Origin of the sequence: Pseudomonas sp. 58(2021) (assembly GCF_017491585.1) — a bacterium.
Classification (GTDB): Bacteria; Pseudomonadota; Gammaproteobacteria; order Pseudomonadales; family Pseudomonadaceae; genus Aquipseudomonas; species Aquipseudomonas fluorescens_BT.
In genome coordinates this window covers 109,223-131,979 of record NZ_JAFGYZ010000010.1, presented here as the reverse complement: position 1 = coordinate 131,979, position 22,757 = coordinate 109,223, and the positions used below count along the sequence as shown (strand labels likewise).

General features: G+C 61.4%; 20 protein-coding genes and 1 pseudogene. 14 read left to right on the top strand and 7 right to left on the bottom strand.

Annotation, left to right across the window (positions count from 1 at the left end; genetic code table 11):
* The first annotated feature begins 7 nt into the window (after positions 1–7).
* From J5M72_RS13865 to J5M72_RS13855, 3 genes are all read left to right on the top strand, one after another.
* The gene (locus J5M72_RS13865) at positions 8–1,021 is read left to right on the top strand and encodes an AAA family ATPase (RefSeq protein ID WP_207865841.1); all 1,014 of its coding nucleotides are present in this window, start codon (positions 8–10) and stop codon (positions 1,019–1,021) included.
* Positions 1,022–1,122: 101 nt separating this feature from the next.
* Positions 1,123–1,686, top strand: coding sequence for a VWA domain-containing protein (locus J5M72_RS13860; protein WP_347709521.1), 564 nt, complete (start codon positions 1,123–1,125; stop codon positions 1,684–1,686).
* Positions 1,687–1,726: 40 nt separating this feature from the next.
* Complete coding sequence (locus J5M72_RS13855; RefSeq protein ID WP_207865839.1) at positions 1,727–3,370, top strand: phospholipase D-like domain-containing protein; 1,644 nt, start codon at positions 1,727–1,729, stop codon at positions 3,368–3,370.
* Between the two features lie 3 nt (positions 3,371–3,373).
* Here the strand turns inward: J5M72_RS13855 and J5M72_RS13850 are convergent, their stop codons facing one another.
* Complete coding sequence (locus J5M72_RS13850) at positions 3,374–4,597, bottom strand: NADH:flavin oxidoreductase/NADH oxidase family protein (protein ID WP_207865837.1); 1,224 nt, start codon at positions 4,595–4,597, stop codon at positions 3,374–3,376.
* A gap of 79 nt (positions 4,598–4,676) precedes the next feature.
* On the opposite strand from J5M72_RS13850, the gene J5M72_RS13845 reads away from it, so the two are divergent.
* Entirely contained in the window at positions 4,677–5,087 is a 411-nt protein-coding gene (locus J5M72_RS13845) for a MerR family transcriptional regulator (RefSeq protein ID WP_169430593.1), read from the top strand.
* 295 nt (positions 5,088–5,382) lie between these two features.
* A complete protein-coding gene (locus tag J5M72_RS13840) occupies positions 5,383–6,939 on the top strand; it encodes a TerC family protein (RefSeq protein ID WP_169430592.1) in 1,557 nt (518 codons plus the stop codon).
* 11 nt (positions 6,940–6,950) lie between these two features.
* Here J5M72_RS13840 and J5M72_RS13835 read toward each other — a convergent pair.
* Positions 6,951–7,379 (bottom strand): annotated as a pseudogene (locus J5M72_RS13835) (thioredoxin family protein); the annotation flags it as partial.
* 338 nt (positions 7,380–7,717) lie between these two features.
* On the opposite strand from J5M72_RS13835, the gene J5M72_RS13830 reads away from it, so the two are divergent.
* From J5M72_RS13830 to J5M72_RS13795, 8 genes are all read left to right on the top strand, one after another.
* Positions 7,718–8,566: a transporter substrate-binding domain-containing protein gene (locus tag J5M72_RS13830; protein WP_085695951.1), complete on the top strand. Its 849-nt coding sequence runs from the start codon at positions 7,718–7,720 to the stop codon at positions 8,564–8,566.
* 51 nt (positions 8,567–8,617) lie between these two features.
* Positions 8,618–9,280, top strand: a complete 663-nt coding sequence (locus tag J5M72_RS13825; protein ID WP_007960243.1) for an amino acid ABC transporter permease — start codon at positions 8,618–8,620, stop codon at positions 9,278–9,280.
* Between the two features lie 9 nt (positions 9,281–9,289).
* Positions 9,290–9,952 carry an amino acid ABC transporter permease gene (locus J5M72_RS13820; RefSeq protein WP_065260531.1) on the top strand — a complete coding sequence of 221 codons (663 nt, stop codon included), beginning with the start codon at positions 9,290–9,292 and terminating at the stop codon, positions 9,950–9,952.
* Positions 9,949–10,746 (top strand): amino acid ABC transporter ATP-binding protein, encoded by a 798-nt coding sequence (locus J5M72_RS13815; RefSeq protein WP_134020291.1) that lies wholly within the window; start codon positions 9,949–9,951, stop codon positions 10,744–10,746. Before J5M72_RS13820 ends, J5M72_RS13815 begins: the two co-directional genes overlap by 4 nt.
* Before the next feature lie 31 nt (positions 10,747–10,777).
* Positions 10,778–11,167 (top strand): RidA family protein, encoded by a 390-nt coding sequence (locus J5M72_RS13810; RefSeq protein WP_007912330.1) that lies wholly within the window; start codon positions 10,778–10,780, stop codon positions 11,165–11,167.
* A gap of 227 nt (positions 11,168–11,394) precedes the next feature.
* The gene (locus tag J5M72_RS13805) at positions 11,395–12,159 is read left to right on the top strand and encodes an IclR family transcriptional regulator (protein ID WP_192565011.1); all 765 of its coding nucleotides are present in this window, start codon (positions 11,395–11,397) and stop codon (positions 12,157–12,159) included.
* 41 nt (positions 12,160–12,200) lie between these two features.
* On the top strand, positions 12,201–13,421 hold the full coding sequence (locus J5M72_RS13800; protein ID WP_207865835.1) for an amino acid deaminase: 1,221 nt from the start codon (positions 12,201–12,203) through the stop codon (positions 13,419–13,421).
* The gene (locus J5M72_RS13795; protein ID WP_207865834.1) at positions 13,421–14,353 is read left to right on the top strand and encodes a sugar kinase; all 933 of its coding nucleotides are present in this window, start codon (positions 13,421–13,423) and stop codon (positions 14,351–14,353) included. Before J5M72_RS13800 ends, J5M72_RS13795 begins: the two co-directional genes overlap by 1 nt.
* Positions 14,354–14,403: 50 nt before the next feature.
* Here J5M72_RS13795 and J5M72_RS13790 read toward each other — a convergent pair whose 3' ends face one another.
* Positions 14,404–14,679: a peptidylprolyl isomerase gene (locus J5M72_RS13790; RefSeq protein WP_169430587.1), complete on the bottom strand. Its 276-nt coding sequence runs from the start codon at positions 14,677–14,679 to the stop codon at positions 14,404–14,406.
* 50 nt (positions 14,680–14,729) lie between these two features.
* Entirely contained in the window at positions 14,730–17,267 is a 2,538-nt protein-coding gene (locus J5M72_RS13785) for a PAS domain-containing protein (protein ID WP_207865833.1), read from the bottom strand.
* A 127-nt stretch (positions 17,268–17,394) separates the two neighbouring features.
* Between J5M72_RS13785 and J5M72_RS13780 the strand changes: the two genes are divergently transcribed.
* Positions 17,395–18,504: a PilT/PilU family type 4a pilus ATPase gene (locus J5M72_RS13780; protein ID WP_169430585.1), complete on the top strand. Its 1,110-nt coding sequence runs from the start codon at positions 17,395–17,397 to the stop codon at positions 18,502–18,504.
* Positions 18,505–18,510: 6 nt separating this feature from the next.
* Here the strand turns inward: J5M72_RS13780 and J5M72_RS13775 are convergent, their stop codons facing one another.
* From J5M72_RS13775 to J5M72_RS13765, 3 genes are all read right to left on the bottom strand, one after another.
* On the bottom strand, positions 18,511–20,466 hold the full coding sequence (locus tag J5M72_RS13775; protein WP_207865831.1) for an acetoacetate--CoA ligase: 1,956 nt from the start codon (positions 20,464–20,466) through the stop codon (positions 18,511–18,513).
* Positions 20,467–20,529: 63 nt separating this feature from the next.
* Positions 20,530–21,303 (bottom strand): 3-hydroxybutyrate dehydrogenase, encoded by a 774-nt coding sequence (hbdH, locus tag J5M72_RS13770; RefSeq protein ID WP_007952053.1) that lies wholly within the window; start codon positions 21,301–21,303, stop codon positions 20,530–20,532.
* A 7-nt stretch (positions 21,304–21,310) separates the two neighbouring features.
* Positions 21,311–22,702, bottom strand: a complete 1,392-nt coding sequence (locus tag J5M72_RS13765; RefSeq protein WP_207865830.1) for a GntP family permease — start codon at positions 22,700–22,702, stop codon at positions 21,311–21,313.
* Positions 22,703–22,757: the final 55 nt, after the last annotated feature.

Below are 22,757 nucleotides of genomic sequence, written 5' to 3'. Positions count from 1 at the left end.
ACTGAACATGACCGACACCCCGCATTTCCCGCTCTCCGCCGTGGTCGGCGCCGAGGATCTGAAGCTGGCGTTGTACCTGACGGCCATCGACCCGAAAATCGGCGGCGTGCTGATCGAAGGCCCCCGCGGCATGGCCAAGTCGACTCTGGCCCGGGGCCTTGCGGATTTGCTGGCCAGCGGTCAGTTCGTCACCTTGCCGTTGGGGGCGACGGAAGAGCGGCTGGTTGGCACGCTGGATCTGGATGCGGCGTTGAGCGACGGTCGTGCGCAGTTTTCCCCGGGCGTACTGGCCAAGGCTGACGGCGGTGTGCTGTATGTCGATGAAGTGAATCTGCTGCCGGATCATCTGGTGGACCTGCTGCTCGATGTGGCGGCCAGCGGCACCAACCTGATCGAACGTGACGGTATTTCCCATCGGCATTCGGCGAAGTTCGTGCTGATCGGCACGATGAACCCGGAAGAAGGCGAACTGCGGCCGCAATTACTCGATCGCTTTGGTCTGAACGTCGCCCTGAGCGGTCACACGGCGCCGGTCGAGCGCGGGCAGATCATTCGCCGTCGGCTGGATTTCGACAGCGACCCGCAGGCTTTCTGCGGGCAGTGGGAAACCGAGCAACACGCCCTGCGCGAGCGTTGCGAAAACGCTCGCAATGCGTTGGCAAACATTCCTCTTGACGATCAAGCGCTGGCACAGATTACCGAGCGCTGCTTTGCGGCAGGCGTTGACGGTTTGCGTGCCGATCTGGTCTGGCTGCGTGCCGCCCGGGCGCATGCGGCCTGGCGCGGGGCCGAAGCCATCGGCGAGCAGGACATCGATGCCGTCGCTGAATTTGCCTTGCGTCATCGTCGCCGGGAACAGTCTTCGCCCAATGCGCAACCACCGGCTCAATCGCCATCCGGCACTCAGCTCGAGCCGAGTGAAGGGCAGGGGCAATGGGGTGAAATGCCGGCGCCGGCCCTCACCACCGGTGCGCGCCGCGAAGTGCCGACCTGGCCGCCACACCTACAAAAAAAGCCTTAGGCATTCGCCCCCGATCCGACGCGGGGGCGAATGCCAGACCTCGCGCCGGGCGCCTCGATAACGGCCGACAGGGCAAACGTCATGCCGCTCGCAGCGGTTCGGTGAACTGGCCGGGAACATTGCTCAATGGCCGCCCGAAAGTGCGCGCGGATCTGCTGTTCCAACTGCGCACCCGCACACCCCATGAGCTGTGGCTGGTGATCGTCGACGCCTCGGCCTCGACCCGACGTCATCAAGCATTGAGCGATGCCAAAGGCGTGCTCGCGCAATTGTTCGATGATGCTTACCGGCAACGGGCGCGACTCGCCTTGCTGACTGCCAGTGGCGCGGCGCCGAAATGGCAGGTGCAGGGTTTGAAAGCTTCCAGCGGACTGCGTGTGTGGCTCGATGACTTGGGAGCGGGAGGCGGCACGCCATTGCTGGCGGCGCTGAACGAGGCCGAGCACTGGCTGACGGTACGCCGCAAGCGGTTCCCGGCCGAACAACAGCGTCTACTGGTATTGACCGATGGGCGCTTGAAAGAATGGTCGGGGTTGCCGGTGCTGGCCTGTCCGGGCCTGTTGATCGATATCGAACGCGGGCCGATCAGGCTGGGCAGGGCGAAGCAGTTGGCGACTGCACTGGAAGCGGATTACCGGCATATCGACGACCTGCTGTCTGTCTGAGGTCTATGCTGCATCCAGCCCACATCACAAGGAGTGAATCATGCGCGTACTGGTTGCCAATCCTCAGGACGATTTTCGCGTAAAGGCTTACGCCGGCACCAACGGCGTGCTGCTGGCAATGGATCTTGCCGAACCCCGCCGCAAAGGCCTGCTGGGGTTTGCCATCGAGAAGCAGCAGGGCGACAGGCCGTGGCAGTTTCTGTTCAACAGCCTGACCTTTCCCGGTAAGGAACACACCTTCGCGCAGTTTCACGCCACGCCCAGTGACATCGCGCCGCTGCAGAAATTTCGCTGGGCCGATTACGCGGTCAATCCGGGCACAACCATGCATTACCGCGTGCACCTGGCCTACGGCACGGCCGATGCGCCGGTGCTGGGGGAGTCACTTGAGCTGAGCATCACCTCGGATGACGGACACCCGACCAACCAGAGCGTGATCTTCAACCGCGCCGTGGCTGCCAGTCAGGCGTTCCAGCGCAAGTTTCCCGATCTCGATGCACAGATCAGCGCCAACAAGAACATGCCGATCGAAGCCTGGCCCGATGCGGCGCGGCAATGGCTGGAGAACGGTCTTCTCGGACGGCTGCAGGGTTTCATCGAACGTGCGACCGATGGCGAATGGGCGCTGGACATCGCGATCTACGAGTATCAACTGCAAGCCATCATCGACACGGTGAACGCCGCCTTCGATCGCGGCGTACAGGTGCGGGTGCTGTATCACGCCCGGCCCGATGACGAAGACACCACGATGAACGAGGCCAGCCTCGTCAAATTGCCGGAAACCAGCAAACGCGGCCGGGTCACCCACGACATTTTCCATAACAAGTTCATCGTCCTCAGTCGCATCGCCGGCGGTGAGCGGCAGCCCCAGGCCGTGCTTTGCGGCAGCACCAACTTCACCGCCAACGGTGTTTATCGTCAGGCCAACGTGGTGCATGTGCTGGACGACACCGTTGTCGCGGCCAGCTATCTGCAGACGTTCGAGCAGGTCTGGGCAACGCCGGCGGATGTCGGTGCCACCCGGGACTGGATCACCCAGCACAACCCGATGAACCCGGCGCAACCGCTGTTTGCCGGGTTCTCGCCGCGCAGTGGTGGTGCCGATCTGCGCGAGTTCGTCGACATCATTAACGCGGCGAGGAAAGACGTGCTGTTCGTCACGGCATTCGCCTTGCCCGACGCGATCCTCAACGCATTGCTCGGTCAGCCTCACGACGACATCCTGCGTTACGGCCTGCAAAACACGGTCAGCCGCATCACCGGGTTTCACGCTGACCGAACCGCTGAGTTCGCCGCCACCGCGCTGCTGAACACCGGGCTGGAGGGCTGGCTGAAAGAGAACATGAAAGGCCAGAAAGGCAACCTGCTGGTGCACACCAAGGCGATCGTCACCGACTTCACCAGCGACAGCCCGACCATCATCAGCGGCAGCCACAACCTCAGCACCTCGGCCAGCAACGGTAATGACGAGAACTACCTGATCATTCGCGGCGACACCGAACTGGCGGACCGTTACGGCCTTGAGCTGCTGCGCTTCTACGAGCATTACCGCTTCCGCTATTTCGCGAAAAAACTGGCGTTGAAGCAGGTGCAGCCGCTGGCGGCGAATGACAGCTGGACCAACGACTATTACGTCGAAGGGGATTTGCGTCAGCTGTCTCGCCTGCGGTTTGCCGGACGCTAGGGTTTATACATCCATCGCCTGACGGTACTGCCGGGTGCGGCGACTGAGATACAACCGGTCGCGAATCAGCGCCCAGAGTGCCGACACTTCGGGATGCGGCTGGCGACCCCGGCTCAGGCGGGCCATCTGGAAACGCACCACGGCCATGTTCGCCAGTGCGGCCAGCGGTTTGCGTTTCCAGCGGATCGGCGGCAGTTGTGGTTCGCTGTGGCGGCCTTCGCGCCAGTGTTTGACCAGACTCGGTTCGATGGCCAGCGCAGTGGCGATGCCGGCCATGGCGATACCGCTGTCGAGCACTTGTTCGACGATGGGCAGGCGCCGGATACCGCCGGTGACCATCACTGGCATGCGGGCCACTCTGGCCAGTTCACTGGCCATCTCCAGAAAGAACGCCTCACGGGCCAGGGTGCGTCCGTCGCGGGCTTCGCCTTGCATCGCCGGCGCTTCGTAGCTGCCACCGGACAGCTCGAGCAGGTCGATTGGCTGTTCGTTGAGCCATTCGATCACCTGACGGGCATCGTCCGTGTCGAAGCCGCCGCGCTGGAAATCCGCGGAGTTGAGTTTCACCGCCACGCAAAACTGTGGTGAAACGGCCTGACGCACAGCCTCGATCACCGACAGCAGCAGGCGCACACGGTTTTCCAGCGAACCGCCCCAGCGGTCGGTGCGGCGGTTGGTCAGTGGCGAGAGAAACTGACTGAGCAAATAGCCGTGGGCAGCGTGGATCTGGATACCGCTGAAACCGGCTTTCTCGGCAAGCGCGGCACTCCTGGCGAAACGTTGAATGACCTCTTCAATGTCGTCCTCGGTCATTGGCTTGGGCTCGGCGAACAGCTTCGAGAACGAGCCCATTTCCAATGCCACCGCCGACGGCGCCAGCGCTTGCTGGCCCATATTGGCGAAGGTCTGGCGGCCGGGATGGTTGAGCTGAACCCAGACTTGTGCGCCTCCACTGCGGGCGATTTCGGCCCATTGACGGAAACGGTCCAGATGCCGCTCGTCTTCGAGCACCACGCCACCAGGGCCGGTCATGGCGCGGCGGTCGATCATGACATTACCGGTCAGCAGCAAGCCGGCGCCGCCGTCGGCCCAGGCTTGATACAGGCGAAACAGTTCGCGGGAGGGAGCCTGGTCACGATCGGCGAGGTTTTCTTCCATGGCGGCTTTGGCGATACGGTTGCCGACGGTCTGACCGTTGGGCAGTTTCAAAATCTGGAAGGGCGACATTGCTTGACTCCTCATCAGTGATGGAGAAAGGCTAAGCTTAAAGTCAACTTTAATGTCAAGCAGGCAAATCGAGGCTGAAATGAAAATCGGTGAATTGGCGCAACGGAGCGGGCTGAGCGCTTCGAGCATTCGCTTCTACGAGGCCCAGGGCCTGATTCCGAAAGTGGAGCGGCTGGGCAATGGCTACCGGCGTTACCCGCCGCAAGTGCTGCAAACCCTGAACATTATCCGCAGTGCCCAGCAGGCCGGATTTTCCCTGGAAGAACTCAAGCAGTTGCTGCCAGCCGCCGGAACCGGTGAATTCAAGCACGAAGAATTGGTGGAAGGCCTGACGCGCAAGGTCGAGCAGATCGAAGTCATGCAGCAGCATCTGGCCCAAAGCAAGGCGCGGCTGCTGGAGGTGATCGACAGTATTCAATCCAGGCCCGAAGGCATGAGTTGCGGTGCGAATGCCGAACGGGTTCTCGCCGCGATCTACCCGGAATCCTGAGGCGACGGCGAAGGCGTACAGATTTTGAAATGATTTCCAGCTGTAGGAAAAGTCATCTGAGCCTGTACGCTTCAAGGCCTTTTTTCATTCAGGATTTGCATGAATACCCTCTCGGAGCCTCCCAGTTCTACTCAAAGAACAACGTTCCCTTCGCGCCATGGCGCGGTCTTGACGCACTCGCAGCATCCAGTCTTCCGACTCCCGACTATCGTTGATGGCGCAGCCTTCGAGCTTTCGCGCCGCACTTTGCCGTGCCCGGCAGCCTGAAATCACTGAAGAGAGATAGAGACAGAATATGGAATGGTTAGCGGATCCCACGGCGTGGCTGGGCTTGTTGACACTGATCGTGCTGGAACTGGTGCTGGGTATCGACAACCTGGTGTTCATCGCGATCCTGGCGGACAAGCTGCCGCCGCATCAGCGCGATCGTGCGCGAATCATCGGCTTGAGCCTGGCGCTGATCATGCGTCTTGGCCTGCTGGCGAGTATTTCCTGGCTGGTCACCCTCACGGCACCGTTGTTCGAAGTGTTCGGCAAGAGCTTCTCCGGCCGTGACCTGATCATGCTGTTCGGTGGCGTGTTCCTGTTGTTCAAGGCGACCATGGAACTGCACGAACGGCTTGAGGGCCACGTCGGCGAGCGTTCGACCAACACCGCTTATGCGCTGTTCTGGCCCATCGTGGCGCAGATTGTCGTGCTCGATGCGGTGTTCTCCCTCGATGCGGTGATTACTGCCGTGGGCATGGTCGATGAACTGGCGGTGATGATGATTGCGGTGATCATTTCCATCGGCCTGATGATCGTTGCCAGCAAGCCGCTGACCCGCTTCGTCAACGCACACCCGACAGTGATCATGCTGTGCCTGGGCTTCCTGATGATGATCGGTTTCGCCCTGACTGCCGAAGGCCTGGGTTTCCACATCCCGAAAGGTTATCTGTACGCCGCGATTGGTTTCTCGATCCTGATCGAGGTGTTCAACCAGATCGCCCGTGCTCGCCGCAAGCGCTCGATGCAAGGCTTGCGCCCGATGCGTGAGCGTACGGCGCACGCGGTGATGCGTCTGTTGGGTGGCCGTAAACTGGCGGTGGAAGAGGTGGGCGAGGAGATTTCCGACTTGCTGGACGATGGTCAGGCGCCAAGCGCGGAGCTGTTCGACCGTCGCGAACGGGTGATGATCAGCGGCGTGCTGCAACTGGCCGAGCGGTCAATCCGCACACTGATGACCGTCCGTGCGGATGTCGATCACATTGATCTGGCGGACGACGCTGCGGCGATTCGTACGCGACTGATGCATTCGTCCTACTCTCGTCTGCCGTTGATTCGCAACGGTGCGGTGGATGAGCCGTTGGGCTTCGTTCACAAAAAGGAGCTGCTCAAGGAGTATCTGGCCGGCAACGAGCCGAACCTTGAACACCTGGTGCGCAAGACCGTCAATCTGCTGGACAGCTATTCGATCCTCAATGCGTTGGAGCAAATGCGTGCGGCGTCGACCCACATCGCGTTTGTGGTCAACGAATTCGGTGACTTCGTCGGCGTATTGACCATGACCGACATTCTCGAATCGATTGCCGGTGAACTGCCGGACGCCAGTGAAATCGCCGGCCCCGATGTGGTCGAGGAGCAGGGCGGGTTCATCGTCAACGGTGCGTTGAACCTGACCCGCATCCGCGAACACACCGGTTTTTGCGCCGAGCCGACCGAGGATTACCAGACCTTGGCCGGGCTGGTGATGAGCCTGCTGGATCGCCTGCCGATGAAAGGTGATCGACTGGAGCATGAAGGCTGGGGCATGACCGTGATGGCGGTCGAAGAGCGTCGCGTGACGCGGGTGTTGCTGGTGCGTGAGGCCTGACGGCACTTTGAGGAAAGGTTCCACCGTTTTGCGCGGTGGACGGTGCAGAGGGTGCGGAGGGTGTGACGCAGCCAGTTCAGGTCATGGGCCGATTTGCGCGGTACAGCGAAGTGTCTGGTTTTGCCGAGGAATTGGGTGAAGTCTTGAAGGAGGGATTCTTCCGAACCGATGCCTTTCAGTTTTTTGACCAGAACGCCTTCCTTGTAGAACAACACGGTCGGTGTGCCCGTGACATCCGGATGTCGACACGACTGTGCGGTATCGAGCATGAAGATATCCATCCAGGGCCGAAAGGGCTTGGCGATCTCGAGAAAAACCGGGCCGGAAGACACGCAGGCACCGCAGTGCTCGTTGAAGAAATACAGGACGACGAGGCGCCGGGCTTTCAAGACCTTCCGGTACGTCGGAGGCAATGCTGAATATCGAGTCGGTGTCGTCATCGGAACCTCCTTTATTCGATGTGCTGGACAGTACGACGTTAGGGGAGTCGCGACCGTTGCTGCAACTGTCAGAGTTGACAGGTGCAGCCCGCGCCCAATCGTGCATCGCGCACCAGGATGTGGCCCGGATACCCGCCATGTGTGGCGCAAAGTAGCGAAGTGATTAATCAATGTTCGTTGCAGCGTTTCGCAGGTTTCTTCCATCCCTTTGATTCAAAACACAATTCAATCCTTTGCAGATTCCCCTTGAATCCTGTGGCACACTTTCTGCTGTCTATTCCGTAGTAACAAACCGAGTTCCGGTATAGCGGAATAAACAACTTCCTGGAGTGCTTGCCATGCATCGCCGACCTTCCTTGTTCAAAGCGTGTGTTTTTGTTCTCGCGGCTTCGTCCGCTGTCATGGGTATGGCCCAGGCGGCCGACAGCAAGCTCGACAGCGTCCTGGCCCGTGGAAAACTGATTGTGGGCACCGGCAGCACCAATGCGCCGTGGCACTTCCAGGGCGCGGACGGCAAGTTGCAGGGCTTTGATATCGACATCGCCCGGATGGTGGCCAAAGGTCTGTTCAATGACCCGAGCAAGGTCGAGTTCGTGGTGCAGTCGTCCGATGCGCGGATTCCCAACCTGCTGACCGACAAGGTCGACATGAGCTGCCAGTTCATTACCGTCACCGCCAGCCGTGCGCAGCAAGTGGCGTTCACCCTGCCTTACTATCGCGAGGGCGTCGGTCTGCTGCTGCCGAACAACAGCAAGTACAAGGAAATCGAAGACTTGCAGGCCGCCGGCGACAGCGTGACCGTCGCGGTGCTGCAGAACGTGTACGCCGAAGAGCTGGTGCATCAGGCGCTGCCCAAGGCCAAGGTCGATCAGTACGACAGCGTCGATCTGATGTATCAGGCAGTGAATTCCGGCCGCGCCGATGCTGCCGCCACTGACCAGTCATCGGTCAAATACCTGATGGTGCAGAACCCTGGCCGCTATCGCAGCCCGACCTACGCCTGGAGCCCGCAAACCTACGCGTGCGCCGTCAAACGCGGCGATCAGGACTGGCTGAACTTCGTCAACACCACCCTGCATGAAGCCATGACCGGCGTTGAATTCCCGACCTACGCCGCGTCGTTCAAGCAATGGTTCGGCGTGGATCTGCCATCGCCCGCCATCGGTTTCCCTGTCGAATTCAAATGATCCCGTGAGAGCGGGGCGCCCTGATGCGCCCCGCTCAAGGTACTGCCGACCATGAACTATCAGTTGAACTTTGCCGCCGTGTGGCGCGATTTCGACACCTTGCTGGCGGGGCTCGGTCTGGGCCTGGAACTGGCGCTGGTGTCGATCGCCATCGGCTGCGTGATCGGCCTGCTGATGGCGTTTGCCTTGCTGTCCAGGCATCGCGCCTTGCGGGTGCTGGCATCGGTGTATGTGACGGTGATCCGTAACACGCCGATTCTGGTGTTGATTCTGTTGATCTACTTTGCGCTGCCGAGCCTGGGGATCCGGCTGGACAAGATCCCGTCGTTCATCATCACCCTGTCGCTGTATGCCGGGGCCTACCTGACCGAAGTGTTCCGCGGTGGCCTGTTGAGCATTCCCAAGGGCCAGCGTGAAGCGGGGCTGGCCATTGGTCTGGGCGAGTGGCAGGTGAAGGCCTACGTCACCGTGCCGGTGATGTTGCGCAACGTGCTGCCGGCGCTGTCGAACAACTTCATTTCGCTGTTCAAGGACACCTCGCTGGCCGCTGCGATTGCGGTGCCCGAGCTGACCTATTACGCGCGCAAGATCAACGTCGAAAGCTACCGGGTGATCGAAACCTGGCTGGTGACCACGGCGTTGTATGTCGCGGCCTGTTACCTCATTGCCATGCTGCTGCGTTACCTGGAGCAGCGTCTGGCAATTCGCCGATAGGAGGCTGCGATGTACGAATCCCCCAGTTGGTTGCATGAGTTGTGGATTGCCCGCGAAGCCTTGTGGCAAGGCTTTCTGACCAGCGTGCAGGTGTCGGCGCTGGCCATCCTGTTCGGCACGGTCATCGGTGTGTTTGCCGGTCTCGTACTGACCTACGGCAAGTTCTGGATGCGCGCCCCGTTCCGCTTTTACGTCGACCTGATTCGCGGCACCCCGGTGTTCGTGCTGGTGCTGGCCTGCTTCTACATGGCGCCGGCGCTCGGTTGGCAGATCAGCGCATTTCAGGCGGGTGCCTTGGGTCTGACGCTGTTTTGCGGCTCCCACGTCGCCGAGATTGTGCGCGGCGCATTGCAGGCGTTGCCACGCGGGCAGATGGAAGCCAGCAAGGCCATCGGCCTGACGTTCTATCAGTCCCTCGGTTACGTGCTGTTGCCTCAGGCGCTGCGGCAGATCCTGCCGACCTGGGTCAACTCGTCCACGGAAATCGTCAAGGCTTCGACCTTGCTGTCGGTGATCGGCGTGGCCGAGCTGTTGCTCAGCACCCAGCAGATCATCGCCCGGACGTTCATGACCCTGGAGTTTTACCTGTTCGCCGGTTTTCTGTTCTTCGTCATCAACTACGGCATCGAATTACTCGGCCGGCACATTGAAAAGCGGGTGGCCCTGCCATGACTCAAGCTCAAGTTTCCAACGTCCAGAACGCTCAGCCCTTGCTGGACATCCGTGGCCTCCATAAACAATACGGCGCGGTCGAAGTGCTCAAGGGCGTCGATCTGAGCATGCAGCGCGGCAACGTGGTGACATTGATCGGCTCCAGCGGCTCGGGCAAGACCACGCTGCTGCGCTGCGTGAACATGCTCGAGGAGTTCCAGGGCGGGCAGATCCTGCTCGACGGCGAATCCATCGGCTATGACGAACTCAACGGCAAGCGCGTGCGCCACCCGGAAAAAGTCATCGCCCGTCATCGTGCGATGACCGGCATGGCGTTCCAGCAATTCAACCTGTTCCCGCACCTCACCGCGTTGCAAAACGTCACGCTCGGCCTGCTGAAAGTCAAAAAGATGCACAAGGACGAAGCCGTGGTCCTGGCCGAGAAATGGCTGGAGCGGGTCGGCCTGCTGGAGCGGCGCAATCACTTTCCCGGGCAGTTGTCCGGCGGTCAGCAGCAGCGCGTGGCGATTGCCCGGGCGATTGCGATGAACCCGAGCCTGATGCTGTTCGACGAAGTCACCTCGGCCCTCGACCCGGAGCTGGTCGGCGAGGTGCTGAATGTGATCAAGGGCCTGGCCGAGGACGGCATGACCATGTTGCTGGTGACCCACGAAATGCGTTTTGCCTTCGAGGTCTCGGACAAGATCGTTTTCATGAATCAGGGGCGCATCGAAGAGCAGGGGCCTCCCAAGGAACTGTTCGAGCGTCCGCAATCGCCGCGGCTGGCAGAATTTCTCAAAAGCACGCGGTTCTGACTTTTCACTTTTTCAATCAGGAGAAACACCCATGAGCATTACTCGTTACGGCACCGGCAGCACCGCCGCTGGCGGCCAGCCGCGCCCATTCGCCCGCGCTGTCGAGGCCGATGGCTGGCTGCATGTTTCCGGGCAGGTGCCGGCGGTGGATGGCGAGATCATTGTGGGCGGTATCGTCGAGCAGACCCACCAGACCATGAAGAACCTGATCGCGATTCTCGAAGAGGCCGGTTATGGCCTGGAAGACGTGGTACGCGCCGGCGTGTGGTTGGACGATCCGCGGGATTTCAGCAGTTTCAACAAGGTCTTCGGCGAGTACTTCAAGCCTGAACACGCGCCGGCCAGGGCCTGTGTGCAGGCGAGCATGATGGTCGACTGCAAGGTCGAGATCGACTGCATTGCGTACAAGAAAAAGGCTTGAGAGATGTGGCGTTGCTGAGGCCGTAGCCCCCTCACCCTAGCCCTCTCCCCCAGGAGAGGGGACTGATCTCTATCGATGCAGAGTCCATCGTTTGTCAGCTAGTCATGCAGCGATGCGGCCAGGCGCCCTCTCCCTCCGGGAGAGGGCGGGGGGTGAGGGCTGCGATCCAACTGACACAACGCCAAGGGCCAGTTACCATCCCGGCATCTTTTATGGGAACCACAGAAATGACCGAAGACACCATCAAGCGCCGGGCACGCGGTCTGGACCGGGCGTTCGATATCCTCGATTTCCTCAAGGAAATCGGCCAGCCACTGCGTCCGAACGATATCGCCAACGGTATCGGCAGCCCGAAATCCACGGTCTACGAACTGGTGGCCTCGTTGCTCGAACGACGAATTCTGGAACCGGTGGGCAAGGACGGTCACGTCTATCTCGGTCGTCAGCTGTACTTCCTTGGCCAGGCGCATTTGCGTCATTTCGACCTCAGTCGCGAGGCCGATCACGCCTTGCAGGAGATCGTCAGCCAGACCCGGGAAACCGCGCAAATGTGCCTGCTCAACGGGCGCAAATACACGGTGGCGCTGATGAAGGAGGGCGAGCGGCATTTCCGCATTTCTTCCGATATCGGCGAAAACGCGCCGATCCCGTGGACCGCCTCCGGACGTCTGCTGCTGGCGCACTTGAGCGATCAGCAGATCAGCGACCTGATCGACCCCGACGACTTCATCCTGCCCGGTGGCGAACGCCTGCCGATGGAAACGTTTCTGGCGGAAATCCGTCAGGCCGGCATCGACGGTTTCTTCTCCTTCGACAGTGTCGCCGACACCTTCACCCATTGCTTCGCCGCCCCGGTCAAAGACCCTCAAGGCGTTGCCATCTGCACCCTGTGCATCGTCGCCCCGCGCGCCGATGCCAAGACCCATTACAACGACTATCGCCGGGTCTTGATCGAGAGCGCCAACAGCCTCGCCCGGCGAATCAACGAATAACCGCGCCTGCCTGCGGGCGCGACTGTGAGGAGAGTTCGACCATGACGACTGCCAACAACACTGCTGCCGTGGAAAAGGGCGATGCCGCCCTCGGCGCACAACTGGTGCGTGACATCAGCCTGCCGGCGCTGGTGCTGCACCGCGAAGCGCTGGAGCACAACATCCGCTGGATGCAGAAATTCGTCAGCGACAGCGGCGCCGAACTCGCGCCCCACGGCAAGACCAGCATGACCCCGGCGCTGTTTCGTCGTCAGCTCGACGCCGGCGCCTGGGGCATCACCCTGGCCAGCGCCACCCAGACCCGCGCCGCTTACGCTCACGGCGTACGCCGGGTGCTGATGGCCAACCAACTGGTCGGCACGTCGAACATGGCGTTGATTGCCGATCTGCTGGCGGCCGATTCGGGCTTCGATTTCTATTGCATGGTCGATCACCCGGACAACGTCGCCGATCTGGGCGCTTACTTTGCGTCCCGTGGCGTGCGGCTGAACGTGATGATCGAGTACGGCGTGGTCGGTGGCCGTTGCGGTTGCCGCAGCGAACAGGAAGTCATCGAACTGGCCAAGGCCATCGGCGCGCAACCGGCGCTGGCCCTGACCGGCATCGAAGGTTACGAAGGCGTGATCCACGGCGATCATGCGGTCAGCGGTATCCGTGAATTTGCGGCCTCTTTGGTGCGACTGGCGGTGCAGTTGCAGGACAGCGGCGCGTTCGCCATCGCCAAACCGATCATCACCGCATCGGGTTCGGCGTGGTACGACCTGATCGCCGAATCGTTCGAAGCGCAAAACGCGGGCGGTCGTTTCCTCAGCGTGTTGCGCCCAGGCAGTTATGTGGCTCACGACCATGGCATCTATAAAGAGGCGCAGTGCTGCGTGCTCGACCGTCGCAGCGACCTGCACGAAGGCCTGCGCCCGGCGCTGGAAGTCTGGGCCCACGTGCAGTCGCTGCCGGAGCCGGGCTTTGCGGTGATTGCCCTGGGCAAGCGTGACGTGGCGTTCGATGCCGGGATGCCGGTGCCCTTGCTGCGTTACAAGACCGGCGTGCTGCCAGCAGTGGGCGACGATGTCGGCGCCTGCAAGGTGACGGCGGTGATGGACCAGCACGCGTTCATGACCGTGGCACCGGGCGTGGAATTGCGCGTCGGCGACATTATTTCCTTCGGCACTTCGCACCCGTGCCTGACCTTTGACAAGTGGCGCGTTGGGCTGCTGGTGGATGAACAACTGTCGGTGATCGAAACCATGGAAACCTGTTTCTGATGAACATGCTCAGTGCCTTGGGTCCGAACACCCCGCGCATCGCTCTGATCGGCGAATGCATGATCGAACTCCAGCAACGTGCCGATGGCAGTCTGCAACAGAGCTTCGGCGGTGACACGCTGAACACGGCGGTCTATCTGGCCCGCGCCATGGGCGACAAGGCGCAGGTCGATTACGTGACTGCGCTGGGCGACGACAGCTTCAGTGACGCCATGTGCCGCAGTTGGGTCGATGAAAACATTGGCCTGGATCTGGTTCAGCGCTTGCCCGGTCGCCTGCCGGGCCTGTATTGCATCCAGACCGATGCTGCCGGGGAGCGTCGCTTCCTTTACTGGCGTAACGAAGCCGCTGTGCGCGACTGCTTCACCACGCCGGCGGCCGCGCCGATTCTGGCGGCGCTGCCGGATTACGACGTGCTGTATTTCAGCGGTATCACGCTGGCGGTGCTCGGCGTTCAGGGTCGGGAGAGACTGATCGAGACCTTGATCCAAGCCCGCCAGCGTGACGCGCGGATCGTTTTCGACAACAACTATCGGCCACGCTTGTGGGCTTCAGTGGAGGTGGCGCGAGCGGCGTATCGCAGCGTGTTGCCCCATGTCGATCTGGCGTTGCTGACGGTGGACGACGAGCAGGCGCTGTTCCATTTCGAGGACTGTGATGCGGTGTTTGCAGCGTACGCGCAGATCGGTACGCCGGAAGTGGTGCTCAAGCGTGGTGCCGAAGCCTGTCTGATCCGTTGTGACGGGGAAGCGTTCGAAGTGCCGGCACAGAAGGTCGAGAAGGTAGTGGACACCACGGCGGCGGGGGATTCGTTCAGTGCGGCTTATCTGGCGAGTCGCTTGCTTGGGGGGAGCCCGATAGAAGCGGCGCAGGCCGGGCATCTGTTAGCGAGCCAGGTGATTCAAGTGCCTGGAGCGCTGATCCCGAGATAAGTGGCGGATGGCCGATTGCTGCGCAATCGGTCCGCGGGCAAGCCAGACCTTCAGTCGCGGTAAAACACCTGCACCAAGTGATAGCCGAACTTGCTCTTGATCGGCCCGTGCACCGTGCGCAGCGGTTTCTTGAAGATCACCGCGTCGATCGCGCCGACCATCTGCCCTGGCCGCACTTCACCCAGATCGCCGCCGCGCTTGCCGGACGGGCAGGTGGAAAATTTCTTCGCCAGCACATCGAACGCTTCACCGTTGGCGATGCGTTGTTTGAGTTTTTCAGCCTCATCGGCAGTCTTGACCAGAATGTGGCGGGCTTGGGCTTTCATCGTGCAATACCTGTAGCGGGGTGACGGCGGGGCGCGGATTATGCCTCAAGTCACGGGGTTTGGCTGAGCATCGTGCGGATCTTGCCGGCCAGTTGCTCGATGGAAAACGGCTTGGCTACCATGTCCATGCCGTCCTCGAGGAAGCCCTGACGCTCGGCGGCTTTCTGCGCGTAACCGGTCATGAACAACACTTTGAGCCCCGGACGATGCTGACGGGCGATCTCCGCCAATTGCCGGCCGTTCATGCCCGGCAGACCGACATCCGTCACCAGCAGGTCAACCCGCAGGTCGGATTCGAGCAATGGCAAGGCACCCTTGGCGTCTTCGGCTTCATGGGCGCGATAACCCAGCTCCTTGAGCAGGTCCATGACCAGCATGCGCACCGCCGGATCGTCCTCGACCACCACCACGGTTTCGCCGGTTGCGACAGCCGGGGTCTCGGTGACCGTTTCGATGACTGGCCGCTCCGGTTCCAGTGCATACAAACGGGGCAGGTAAAGGCGCACGCAGGTGCCCTGACCCGGCAGGCTGTCGAGGCTGACGTGCCCACCCGATTGCTGGGCAAAGCCGTAAATCATCGACAACCCGAGCCCGGTGCCCTGGCCGATCGGTTTGGTGGTGAAGAACGGATCGAACGCCTTGGAACGTACCGAGGGCGTCATGCCGGTGCCGTTGTCGCTCACCGCGAGCATCAGGTAATCCCCGGCCTTGACCGGTTCGAGGGTGGTGATGTCGTTGCCGTCGAGGTAGACGTTGGCCGTTTCGATCAGCAGTTCGCCGCCGTCGGGCATGGCATCGCGGGCGTTGATCACCAGGTTGAGCAGGGCGTTTTCCAGTTGGCTGACATCGGTGCTGACCGGCCAGACGTTGTCGGCCAGGCGCAACCTGAGCTCGATCGGATCACCTTTGGTGCGGCGGATCAGGTCTTCCAGCGAGTGGATCAACTCGTTGACGTCGAGGGTCTTGCGATCCAGCGACTGACGCCGGGAGAACGCCAGCAGGCGGTGGGTCAGCGCCGCTGCGCGGTTGGCCGAGGACACGGCTGCGTCGGTGAAGCGGCCGATCTCATCGGCGCGGCCACTGGCGATGTAGCGCTGCATCAGGTCGAGGCTGCCGATGATCCCGGTCAGCATGTTGTTGAAGTCATGGGCGATGCCGCCGGTGAGCTGGCCGACCGCTTCCATTTTCTGCGCGTGGCGCAAGGCATCTTCGGCGCGTTCGCGTTCGAACATTTCGTTCTGCAAACGCTGGTTGGCCTGGGCCAGTTGCTCGGTGCGTGCACTCACGCGCTCCTCAAGGGTTTCATTGAGATTGCGCAGGGCTTCTTCGGTCTTTTTACGTTCGGTCTCGTCGATCACGAAGATATAGAAACCGTTTACCGCGCCGTCCGCGCCGTGACGCGGCAGGTAATTCATCAGGGCATGGCGCTGGCTGCCGTCGCGGTGTGGGGTGTACAGGCTGAACGAGCAGGAGCGGCCGGCCAGGGCTTCGGCGATGTACGGCGCCCGCAGGAAATAGGCCTCTTCGCCGATCACTTCGCGGATCGTGCGACCGTACAGCTCCTGCGGGGTCAGCCCGTACCAGTCCAGGTAGGCGGCGTTGTTCAGGCGAAAGCGTTCTTCGTGGTCGACGTAGCTTATCAGGATCGGCATGGCGTTGATGATCAGTTGCAGCTCGGTCTGGCTCTGTCGCAGCGCCTGCTCGGTGTGCTTGCGCTCGGTCAGGTCCAGCGCCGCGCCGAGGAAACGCATCGGCCGTCCGTGATGATCCTTGTAGCAGCGTCCCCGGGCGAACACCCAGCGCACTTCGCCATCGGCTTGCAGCAGGCGATATTCCTCGGCGTATTCGGTGCCATGGGTGATGCAGTGTTTGATGCTGCGGGCGATCAGTGCGCGGTCTTCAGGGTGCACGCCTTGCAGGTATTCACTGATCGGCAACTGACTGGCCATTGCCGGATCGACACCATGCGATTGGGCAAAATGCGCGTCGGCGATGAAACGGTCCTGGCCGATATCCCAGTCCCAGGTGCCAACCGCGTCGGTAGCCGCCAGTGCCAGTTGCAGCCGTTCTTCGGTCTGTTTTTGCGCCTTGAGGCTTTCTTCGGAACGCTGCTTGAGTTCCAGTGCGATGCGTCGGCGTTCGTTGGTTTCGATGGCGGTAACCAGAATCCCGGCCACTTGCGCGCTTTCATCGCGGATCGGGCTGTAGGTCAAGTCGAGCCAGAAATCGGAATCCTTGCCGTCCCGTTGCAGGGTGAAGCGGCGTTCGCTGTAGGTTCGTACCTGGCCTTGTAGGACGGCGCTGTAAATCGGGTCGGTAAAGTCTCGAAGTTCCGGCCATATCTGGTGCGCCGGCTGTCCGAAAGCGTGCGGATGCTTGTTGCCGGCCAGCACCGCGAAGCCGTTGTTGTAGATCTGGGTGAGCTGCGGGCCCCACAACAGCAGCATTGGCATCGGCGAGTGAATCACGATATCCACCGCGGTGCGCAGGCTCTGCGGCCAGGTATCGGCGCTGCCGAGCGGACTGCGGTTCCAGTCGGTTCGGGCGATCAAGGTCTGGGCGTCGTTGGTGTTCGGTACAGCGTTCATCACATCAATCCTGGGCGTCGGTCGGTGAGGCGGCGTCTACTATCCTAGTGCGGTAGACGCTGTAAGGCCCGTCGCGTCACGACGCACGGTCTTAAGTTCATTGAAAGCTTCGCAGGTGCTTTTGGCCATGGAAATCGACGCATTGCTCAAACAATTGGCGAGCCGTCACGGTTCGGATCTGTTCCTGTCCACGGGCGCACCGCCGAGTGCGCGGTTTGACGGCGTGCTGATGCCCCTGAGCGAACATCCGTTCAAGCCAGGCGAAGTGGCGACTGTAGCCGCTTCCCTGATGGACGCCGAGCAGCGCCGGGAGTTCGACCGGGATCTGGAAATGAACCTGGCGATTTCCCGTACCGGGATCGGCCGCTTTCGGGTCAACATCTTCAAGCAGCGCAACGACGTTTCGATCGTGATCCGCAACGTCAAACTCGACATTCCCCGGTTCGAAGACCTGAAGCTACCGTCGGTATTGCTCGAATCGGTGATGCTCAAGCAAGGCCTGATCCTGTTCGTCGGCGCCACCGACTCGGGAAAGTCCACGTCGCTGGCGGCGCTGATCGACCATCGTAATCGCCACAGCAGCGGGCACATCATCACCATCGAGGATCCGGTGGAATACATCCATCGCCACAAAAAATCGATCATCAACCAGCGAGAAGTCGGGGTCGATACCCGCAGCTTTCACGCTGCGCTCAAGAACACTCTGCGCCAGGCACCAGACGTGGTGCTGATTGGGGAGATCCGTGATCGCGAGACCATGGAGCATGCGCTGGCCTTCGCCGAAACCGGGCATCTGGTGTTGTCGACGTTGCACGCCAACAACGCCAATCAGGCGCTGGACCGGATCATCAATTTCTTCCCCGAAGAGCGTCGGCCGCAATTGCTGCATGCCTTGGGCAACCACCTCAAGGCGTTCGTCTCCCAGCGTCTGGTGCGAACCCGGGACGGTCAGCGACGGGCCGCCGCCGAGGTGATGCTCGGTACGCCGACGATTGCCGACCTGATCCGGCGCAATGACTTTGGCGAGCTGAAAACCATCATGGAAAAATCGGCGGAACTGGGCATGCAGACCTTTGACGCTGCACTGTTCGCGCTGGTAGCAGAAGGGGTGATCGATGAAGACGAAGCCCTGAAAAACGCAGATTCGGTGAATAACCTGCGCCTGCGCCTGAAGCTGCATGCCGACACCATGCCGTCCCCACCGCCATCGACCGGCGAGTGGGGACTGATGGACTGACAGGCTTCAGTCGCGAAGTTCGACCCGATTGCGAAACTGCTCAAGCGCTTGCGGATTGGCCAGCGCATCGGTGTTTTTCACCGGCTCGCCGTGCACCACATTGCGTACGGCCAGCTCCACCACTTTGCCGCTGATGGTGCGCGGAATATCGGTGACCGCGACAATCTTCGCCGGTACATGGCGCGGTGTGGTGTTGGCGCGGATCACCTGGCGGATCTGCTGTTGCAGTGCCTCGTCCAGCGTTACGCCGTCCTTGAGGCGCACGAACAGCACCACCCGGACGTCGTCCTGCCACTGCTGGCCGATGGCAACGCTGTCCAGCACTTGCGGGACTTTTTCCACCTGGCGGTAGATTTCCGCTGTGCCGATGCGCACGCCGCCGGGATTGAGCACAGCATCGGAGCGGCCGTGGATCAGCATTCCGCCGTGGGGCAGTTGCTCGGCATAGTCACCCTGGGCCCAGACGCCGGGGAACTGGCTGAAATAGGATTTGCGCAACTTTTCGCCGTCGGGATCGTTCCAGAGTCCGACAGGCATGGCGGGAAATGGCCGGGTGCACACCAGCTCGCCTTTTTCGCCAATCACCGATTGCCCGGCGTCGTTCCACACCTCGACCGCCATGCCCAGGCTCTTGCCCATGATTTCGCCCCGGCGGACTGCGGACATCGGGTTGCCGTTGACGAAGCAGGACACGATGTCCGTGCCGCCGGACATCGAGGACAGGCAAACGTCTGGTTTGAAGTCGCGATAGACGAAGTCATAACTCTGCGGCGACAGCGCGGAACCGGTACAGAGCAAGGTTTTCAGGCTGCTAAAGTCATGGCTTTCACGCGGTTTGATGCCGCTGCTTTCCAGGGTCGCAAGGAATTTCGGGCTGGTGCCGAATACGCTGACCTGCTCGTCGTCGAGCAGCTCCAGCAACCGCTCGTTGTCCGGGTAAAACGGTGAACCGTCATACAGCACCACCGCGCTGCCGACCGCCAGTGCCGAGACCAGCCAGTTCCACATCATCCAGCCGCAGGTGGTGTAGTAGAACAAGCGGTCGCCGGGGCCCAGGTCGACATGCAGCCCGTGTTCCTTGGCGTGTTGCAGCAACACGCCGCCGGTGCTGTGAACGATGCATTTCGGCACGCCGGTGGTGCCGCTGGAATACAGCACGTACAGCGGATGATCGAAGGGCACCGGGACGAACTGCGGTTCATCGCCCGGTTCGTAGAAGTCGTCCCACAGCGTGACGTTGGCGGGTGTCCGGTAATCCGTGGCATGGGCGTGAGGACGTGCGTAAGGCACGATGACCAGCTGTTGCAAGGACGGTAGTTGTTCGAGGATTTCGTTGATCTTGACGGTCTGGTCGATCTCTTTGCCGGCGTAACGGTAACCGGCGCAGGTGATGAGCACCTTCGGTTCGATCTGGCCGAAGCGGTCGATCACGCCGTGTGTGCCGAAGTCCGGTGAGGAGCATGACCAGATCGCTCCGAGGCTGGTGGTGGCGAGCATCGCCACCAGGGTTTGCCAAGTGTTGGGCATACAGGCCGCAACCCGGTCGCCGAGCACGACGCCGGCCGCTTGCAGGCTGGCCTGGAAGCCGGCGACTTGCTGGGCCAGTTCGGCCCAGGTCAGCAGTTCACGCTGGCCGTTTTCCCCGATAGCGATCACGGCGATGGCATCGTCGCGGCGGCTCAGCAGGTGTTCGGCAAAATTCAGGGTGGCGCCGGGAAACCACTCGGCACCTGGCATCTTCAGGCCTTCGCGCAGGACCGCGTCGGGTTGGGTGTGAAAACAGATACCGAAGAAATCGACGATCGCCTGCCAGAACGCTTCACGCTGGTCGATGGACCATTGATGCAGGGCGGGGTAGTCGTCGAGGTGCAGATGATGGCGCTGATTGATGAAGCGCCGAAAACCGTCCATGCGGGACCGGGCAATGCGTTTGGCATCGGGTTGCCAGAGGATGTCGGACATGGTTTGCCTCTTATTGTTTGTCAGAAAGCTCCCACCGCAAAGTGGGAGCAATCAGTTGCAAGCTTACTGCGCCAGCCATCCGCCATCGATGTTCCACGCGGCGCCTCGTACCTGGCTGCCGGCCTCGCTGCACAGAAACAGCACCAGTTCACCCAGATGCGCCGGTGTGACGAATTCCAGCGATGGCTGTTTCTCGGCCAGCAGATCGTGCTGCGCCTGTTGCGGGTCGACACCCTTGGCCGCGCGATCGTCGATCTGTTTCTGCACCAGCGGCGTCAGCACCCAGCCCGGGCAGATCGCGTTGCAGGTGACGTTGCTGGCGGCGGTTTCCAGGCCGACCACTTTGGTCAGGCCGATCACCCCATGCTTGGCCGCCACATACGCCGCCTTGCCGGTGGAGCCGACCAGACCGTGTACCGAGGCGATGTTGACGATCCGCCCCCAGCCCTTGGCACGCATGCCCGGCAGGCTCAGGCGAGTGCTGTGAAACACAGACGAGAGGTTGATGGCGATGATCGAGTCCCAGCGCTCCACAGGGAACTCTTCAACCGCTGCGACATGCTGGATGCCTGCGTTGTTGACCAGAATGTCCACGCCACCGAATTCGCGTTCGGCGTAGGCGATCATGTCGGCGATCTGCGCCGGGTCGCTGACGTCTGCCGGGTGATGGCCGACCTTGCCGCCGAACTGTTCGACTTCGGCGATCACCTTCGACGCATCGCCAAAGCCGTTGAGGATCAGGTTGGCGCCGGCCTTGGCCAGCGTCAGGGCGATGCCCAGCCCTATACCGCTGGTGGAGCCGGTGACCAGTGCGGTCTTGCCAGAAAGAGTCGTCATCAATACCTCACACAATGCCGGTGGCGTAGAAAGTGCCGATCACCACGAAAACTGCCAGTGTCTTGATCAGCGTAATACAGAAAATGTCCTTGTAGGCCTCACGATGGGTCAGGCCGGTGACAGCGAGCAGGGTAATCACCGCGCCGTTGTGCGGCAGGGTGTCCATGCCGCCGCTGGCCATGGCGGCCACCCGGTGCAGCACTTCCAGCGGAATGTTGGCGGCGTGGGCGGCGCTGATGAATTGTTCGGACATCGCCGCGAGCGCGATGCTCATGCCCCCCGAGGCGGAGCCGGTGATACCGGCCAGCAGGGTCACGGTGACCGCTTCGTTGACCAGCGGATTGGGAATGCTCTTGAGCCAGTCAGCCAGCACCAGAAAACCCGGCAATGAGGCAATGACCGCACCGAAACCGTATTCGGACGCGGTGTTCATCGCTGCCAGTAATGCGCCGCTGACTGCACTTTTGCTGCCCTCGGCGAGCTTGCTTTTGATCGCCTTGAAACCGAATGCCAGCACCATCAGGATGCCCACCAGCAAAGCAGCCTGCACCGCCCAGATCGCCGTGAGTTTGGCGATTTCAGTGGTAACCGGTGCAGCCATGCCGGGTAGCGCGAGGCTGTGGGTCTTGCCGTACCACTGCGGAATCCACTGGGTAAACAACAGGTTCATGATGCCCACCGCCAGCAGCGGTGAGAGGGCGATCCACGGGTTGGGCAGTTTCAGGTCTTCGGCGGTTTCCGGTTCGTTGCGCAGTTCGGTGCCATAGCCTTCGCCGGCGCGCTGGGCCTTGTTGCGTTGGCGCTGGAGGAACAGCATGCCGGCGCAGAACACGAAAATCGTGCCGATCACACCCAGCCACGGCGCCGCCCACGCGGTGGTGTTGAAAAAGGTGCTGGGGATGATGTTCTGGATCTGCGGCGTGCCGGGCAGGGCGTCCATGGTGAACGAAAACGCGCCGAGGGCGATGGTCGCGGGAATCAGGCGCTTGGGGATGTTGCTCTGGCGGAACATCTCTGCAGCGAACGGATACACCGCAAACACCACCACGAACAGCGACACGCCGCCGTAGGTCAGCAGGGCGCAGACCAGCACGATCACCAGCATCGCCTGGCGCGTGCCGAGGAGACGAATCGCTGCGGCAACAATCGAGCGGGAGAAACCCGAGAGCTCGATCAACTTGCCGAACACGGCGCCAAGCAGGAAGACCGGGAAATACAGTTTGATGAAACCGACCATCTTCTCCATGAACACCCCGGTGAAGGCAGGGGCGACGGCGGACGGGTCGGTGAGCAGGACGGCGCCGAGGGCGGCGATCGGGGCAAAGAGGATAACGCTGTAGCCACGGTAGGCCGCGAGCATCAGCAGCGCGAGGGCTGCCAAGGCGATGATCACACTCATGGTGTGCTCCTTCGATTGTTATTTTTGTGGGTGGAACAGGTGCAGGAAGGGGCTT

Excerpts from the sequence above, each read along its gene's own strand:
- J5M72_RS13865 (WP_207865841.1), top strand. The coding sequence starts at position 8 with ATGACCGACACCCCGCATTTCCCGCTCTCCGCCGTGGTCGGCGCCGAG.
- J5M72_RS13855 (WP_207865839.1), top strand. The coding sequence starts at position 1,727 with ATGCGCGTACTGGTTGCCAATCCTCAGGACGATTTTCGCGTAAAGGCT.
- J5M72_RS13850 (WP_207865837.1), bottom strand. The coding sequence starts at position 4,597 with ATGTCGCCCTTCCAGATTTTGAAACTGCCCAACGGTCAGACCGTCGGC.
- J5M72_RS13845 (WP_169430593.1), top strand. The coding sequence starts at position 4,677 with ATGAAAATCGGTGAATTGGCGCAACGGAGCGGGCTGAGCGCTTCGAGC.
- J5M72_RS13840 (WP_169430592.1), top strand. The coding sequence starts at position 5,383 with ATGGAATGGTTAGCGGATCCCACGGCGTGGCTGGGCTTGTTGACACTG.
- J5M72_RS13830 (WP_085695951.1), top strand. The coding sequence starts at position 7,718 with ATGCATCGCCGACCTTCCTTGTTCAAAGCGTGTGTTTTTGTTCTCGCG.
- J5M72_RS13825 (WP_007960243.1), top strand. The coding sequence starts at position 8,618 with ATGAACTATCAGTTGAACTTTGCCGCCGTGTGGCGCGATTTCGACACC.
- J5M72_RS13820 (WP_065260531.1), top strand. The coding sequence starts at position 9,290 with ATGTACGAATCCCCCAGTTGGTTGCATGAGTTGTGGATTGCCCGCGAA.
- J5M72_RS13815 (WP_134020291.1), top strand. The coding sequence starts at position 9,949 with ATGACTCAAGCTCAAGTTTCCAACGTCCAGAACGCTCAGCCCTTGCTG.
- J5M72_RS13810 (WP_007912330.1), top strand. The coding sequence starts at position 10,778 with ATGAGCATTACTCGTTACGGCACCGGCAGCACCGCCGCTGGCGGCCAG.
- J5M72_RS13805 (WP_192565011.1), top strand. The coding sequence starts at position 11,395 with ATGACCGAAGACACCATCAAGCGCCGGGCACGCGGTCTGGACCGGGCG.
- J5M72_RS13800 (WP_207865835.1), top strand. The coding sequence starts at position 12,201 with ATGACGACTGCCAACAACACTGCTGCCGTGGAAAAGGGCGATGCCGCC.
- J5M72_RS13795 (WP_207865834.1), top strand. The coding sequence starts at position 13,421 with ATGAACATGCTCAGTGCCTTGGGTCCGAACACCCCGCGCATCGCTCTG.
- J5M72_RS13790 (WP_169430587.1), bottom strand. The coding sequence starts at position 14,679 with ATGAAAGCCCAAGCCCGCCACATTCTGGTCAAGACTGCCGATGAGGCT.
- J5M72_RS13785 (WP_207865833.1), bottom strand. The coding sequence starts at position 17,267 with ATGAACGCTGTACCGAACACCAACGACGCCCAGACCTTGATCGCCCGA.
- J5M72_RS13780 (WP_169430585.1), top strand. The coding sequence starts at position 17,395 with ATGGAAATCGACGCATTGCTCAAACAATTGGCGAGCCGTCACGGTTCG.
- J5M72_RS13775 (WP_207865831.1), bottom strand. The coding sequence starts at position 20,466 with ATGTCCGACATCCTCTGGCAACCCGATGCCAAACGCATTGCCCGGTCC.
- hbdH (WP_007952053.1), bottom strand. The coding sequence starts at position 21,303 with ATGACGACTCTTTCTGGCAAGACCGCACTGGTCACCGGCTCCACCAGC.
- J5M72_RS13765 (WP_207865830.1), bottom strand. The coding sequence starts at position 22,702 with ATGAGTGTGATCATCGCCTTGGCAGCCCTCGCGCTGCTGATGCTCGCG.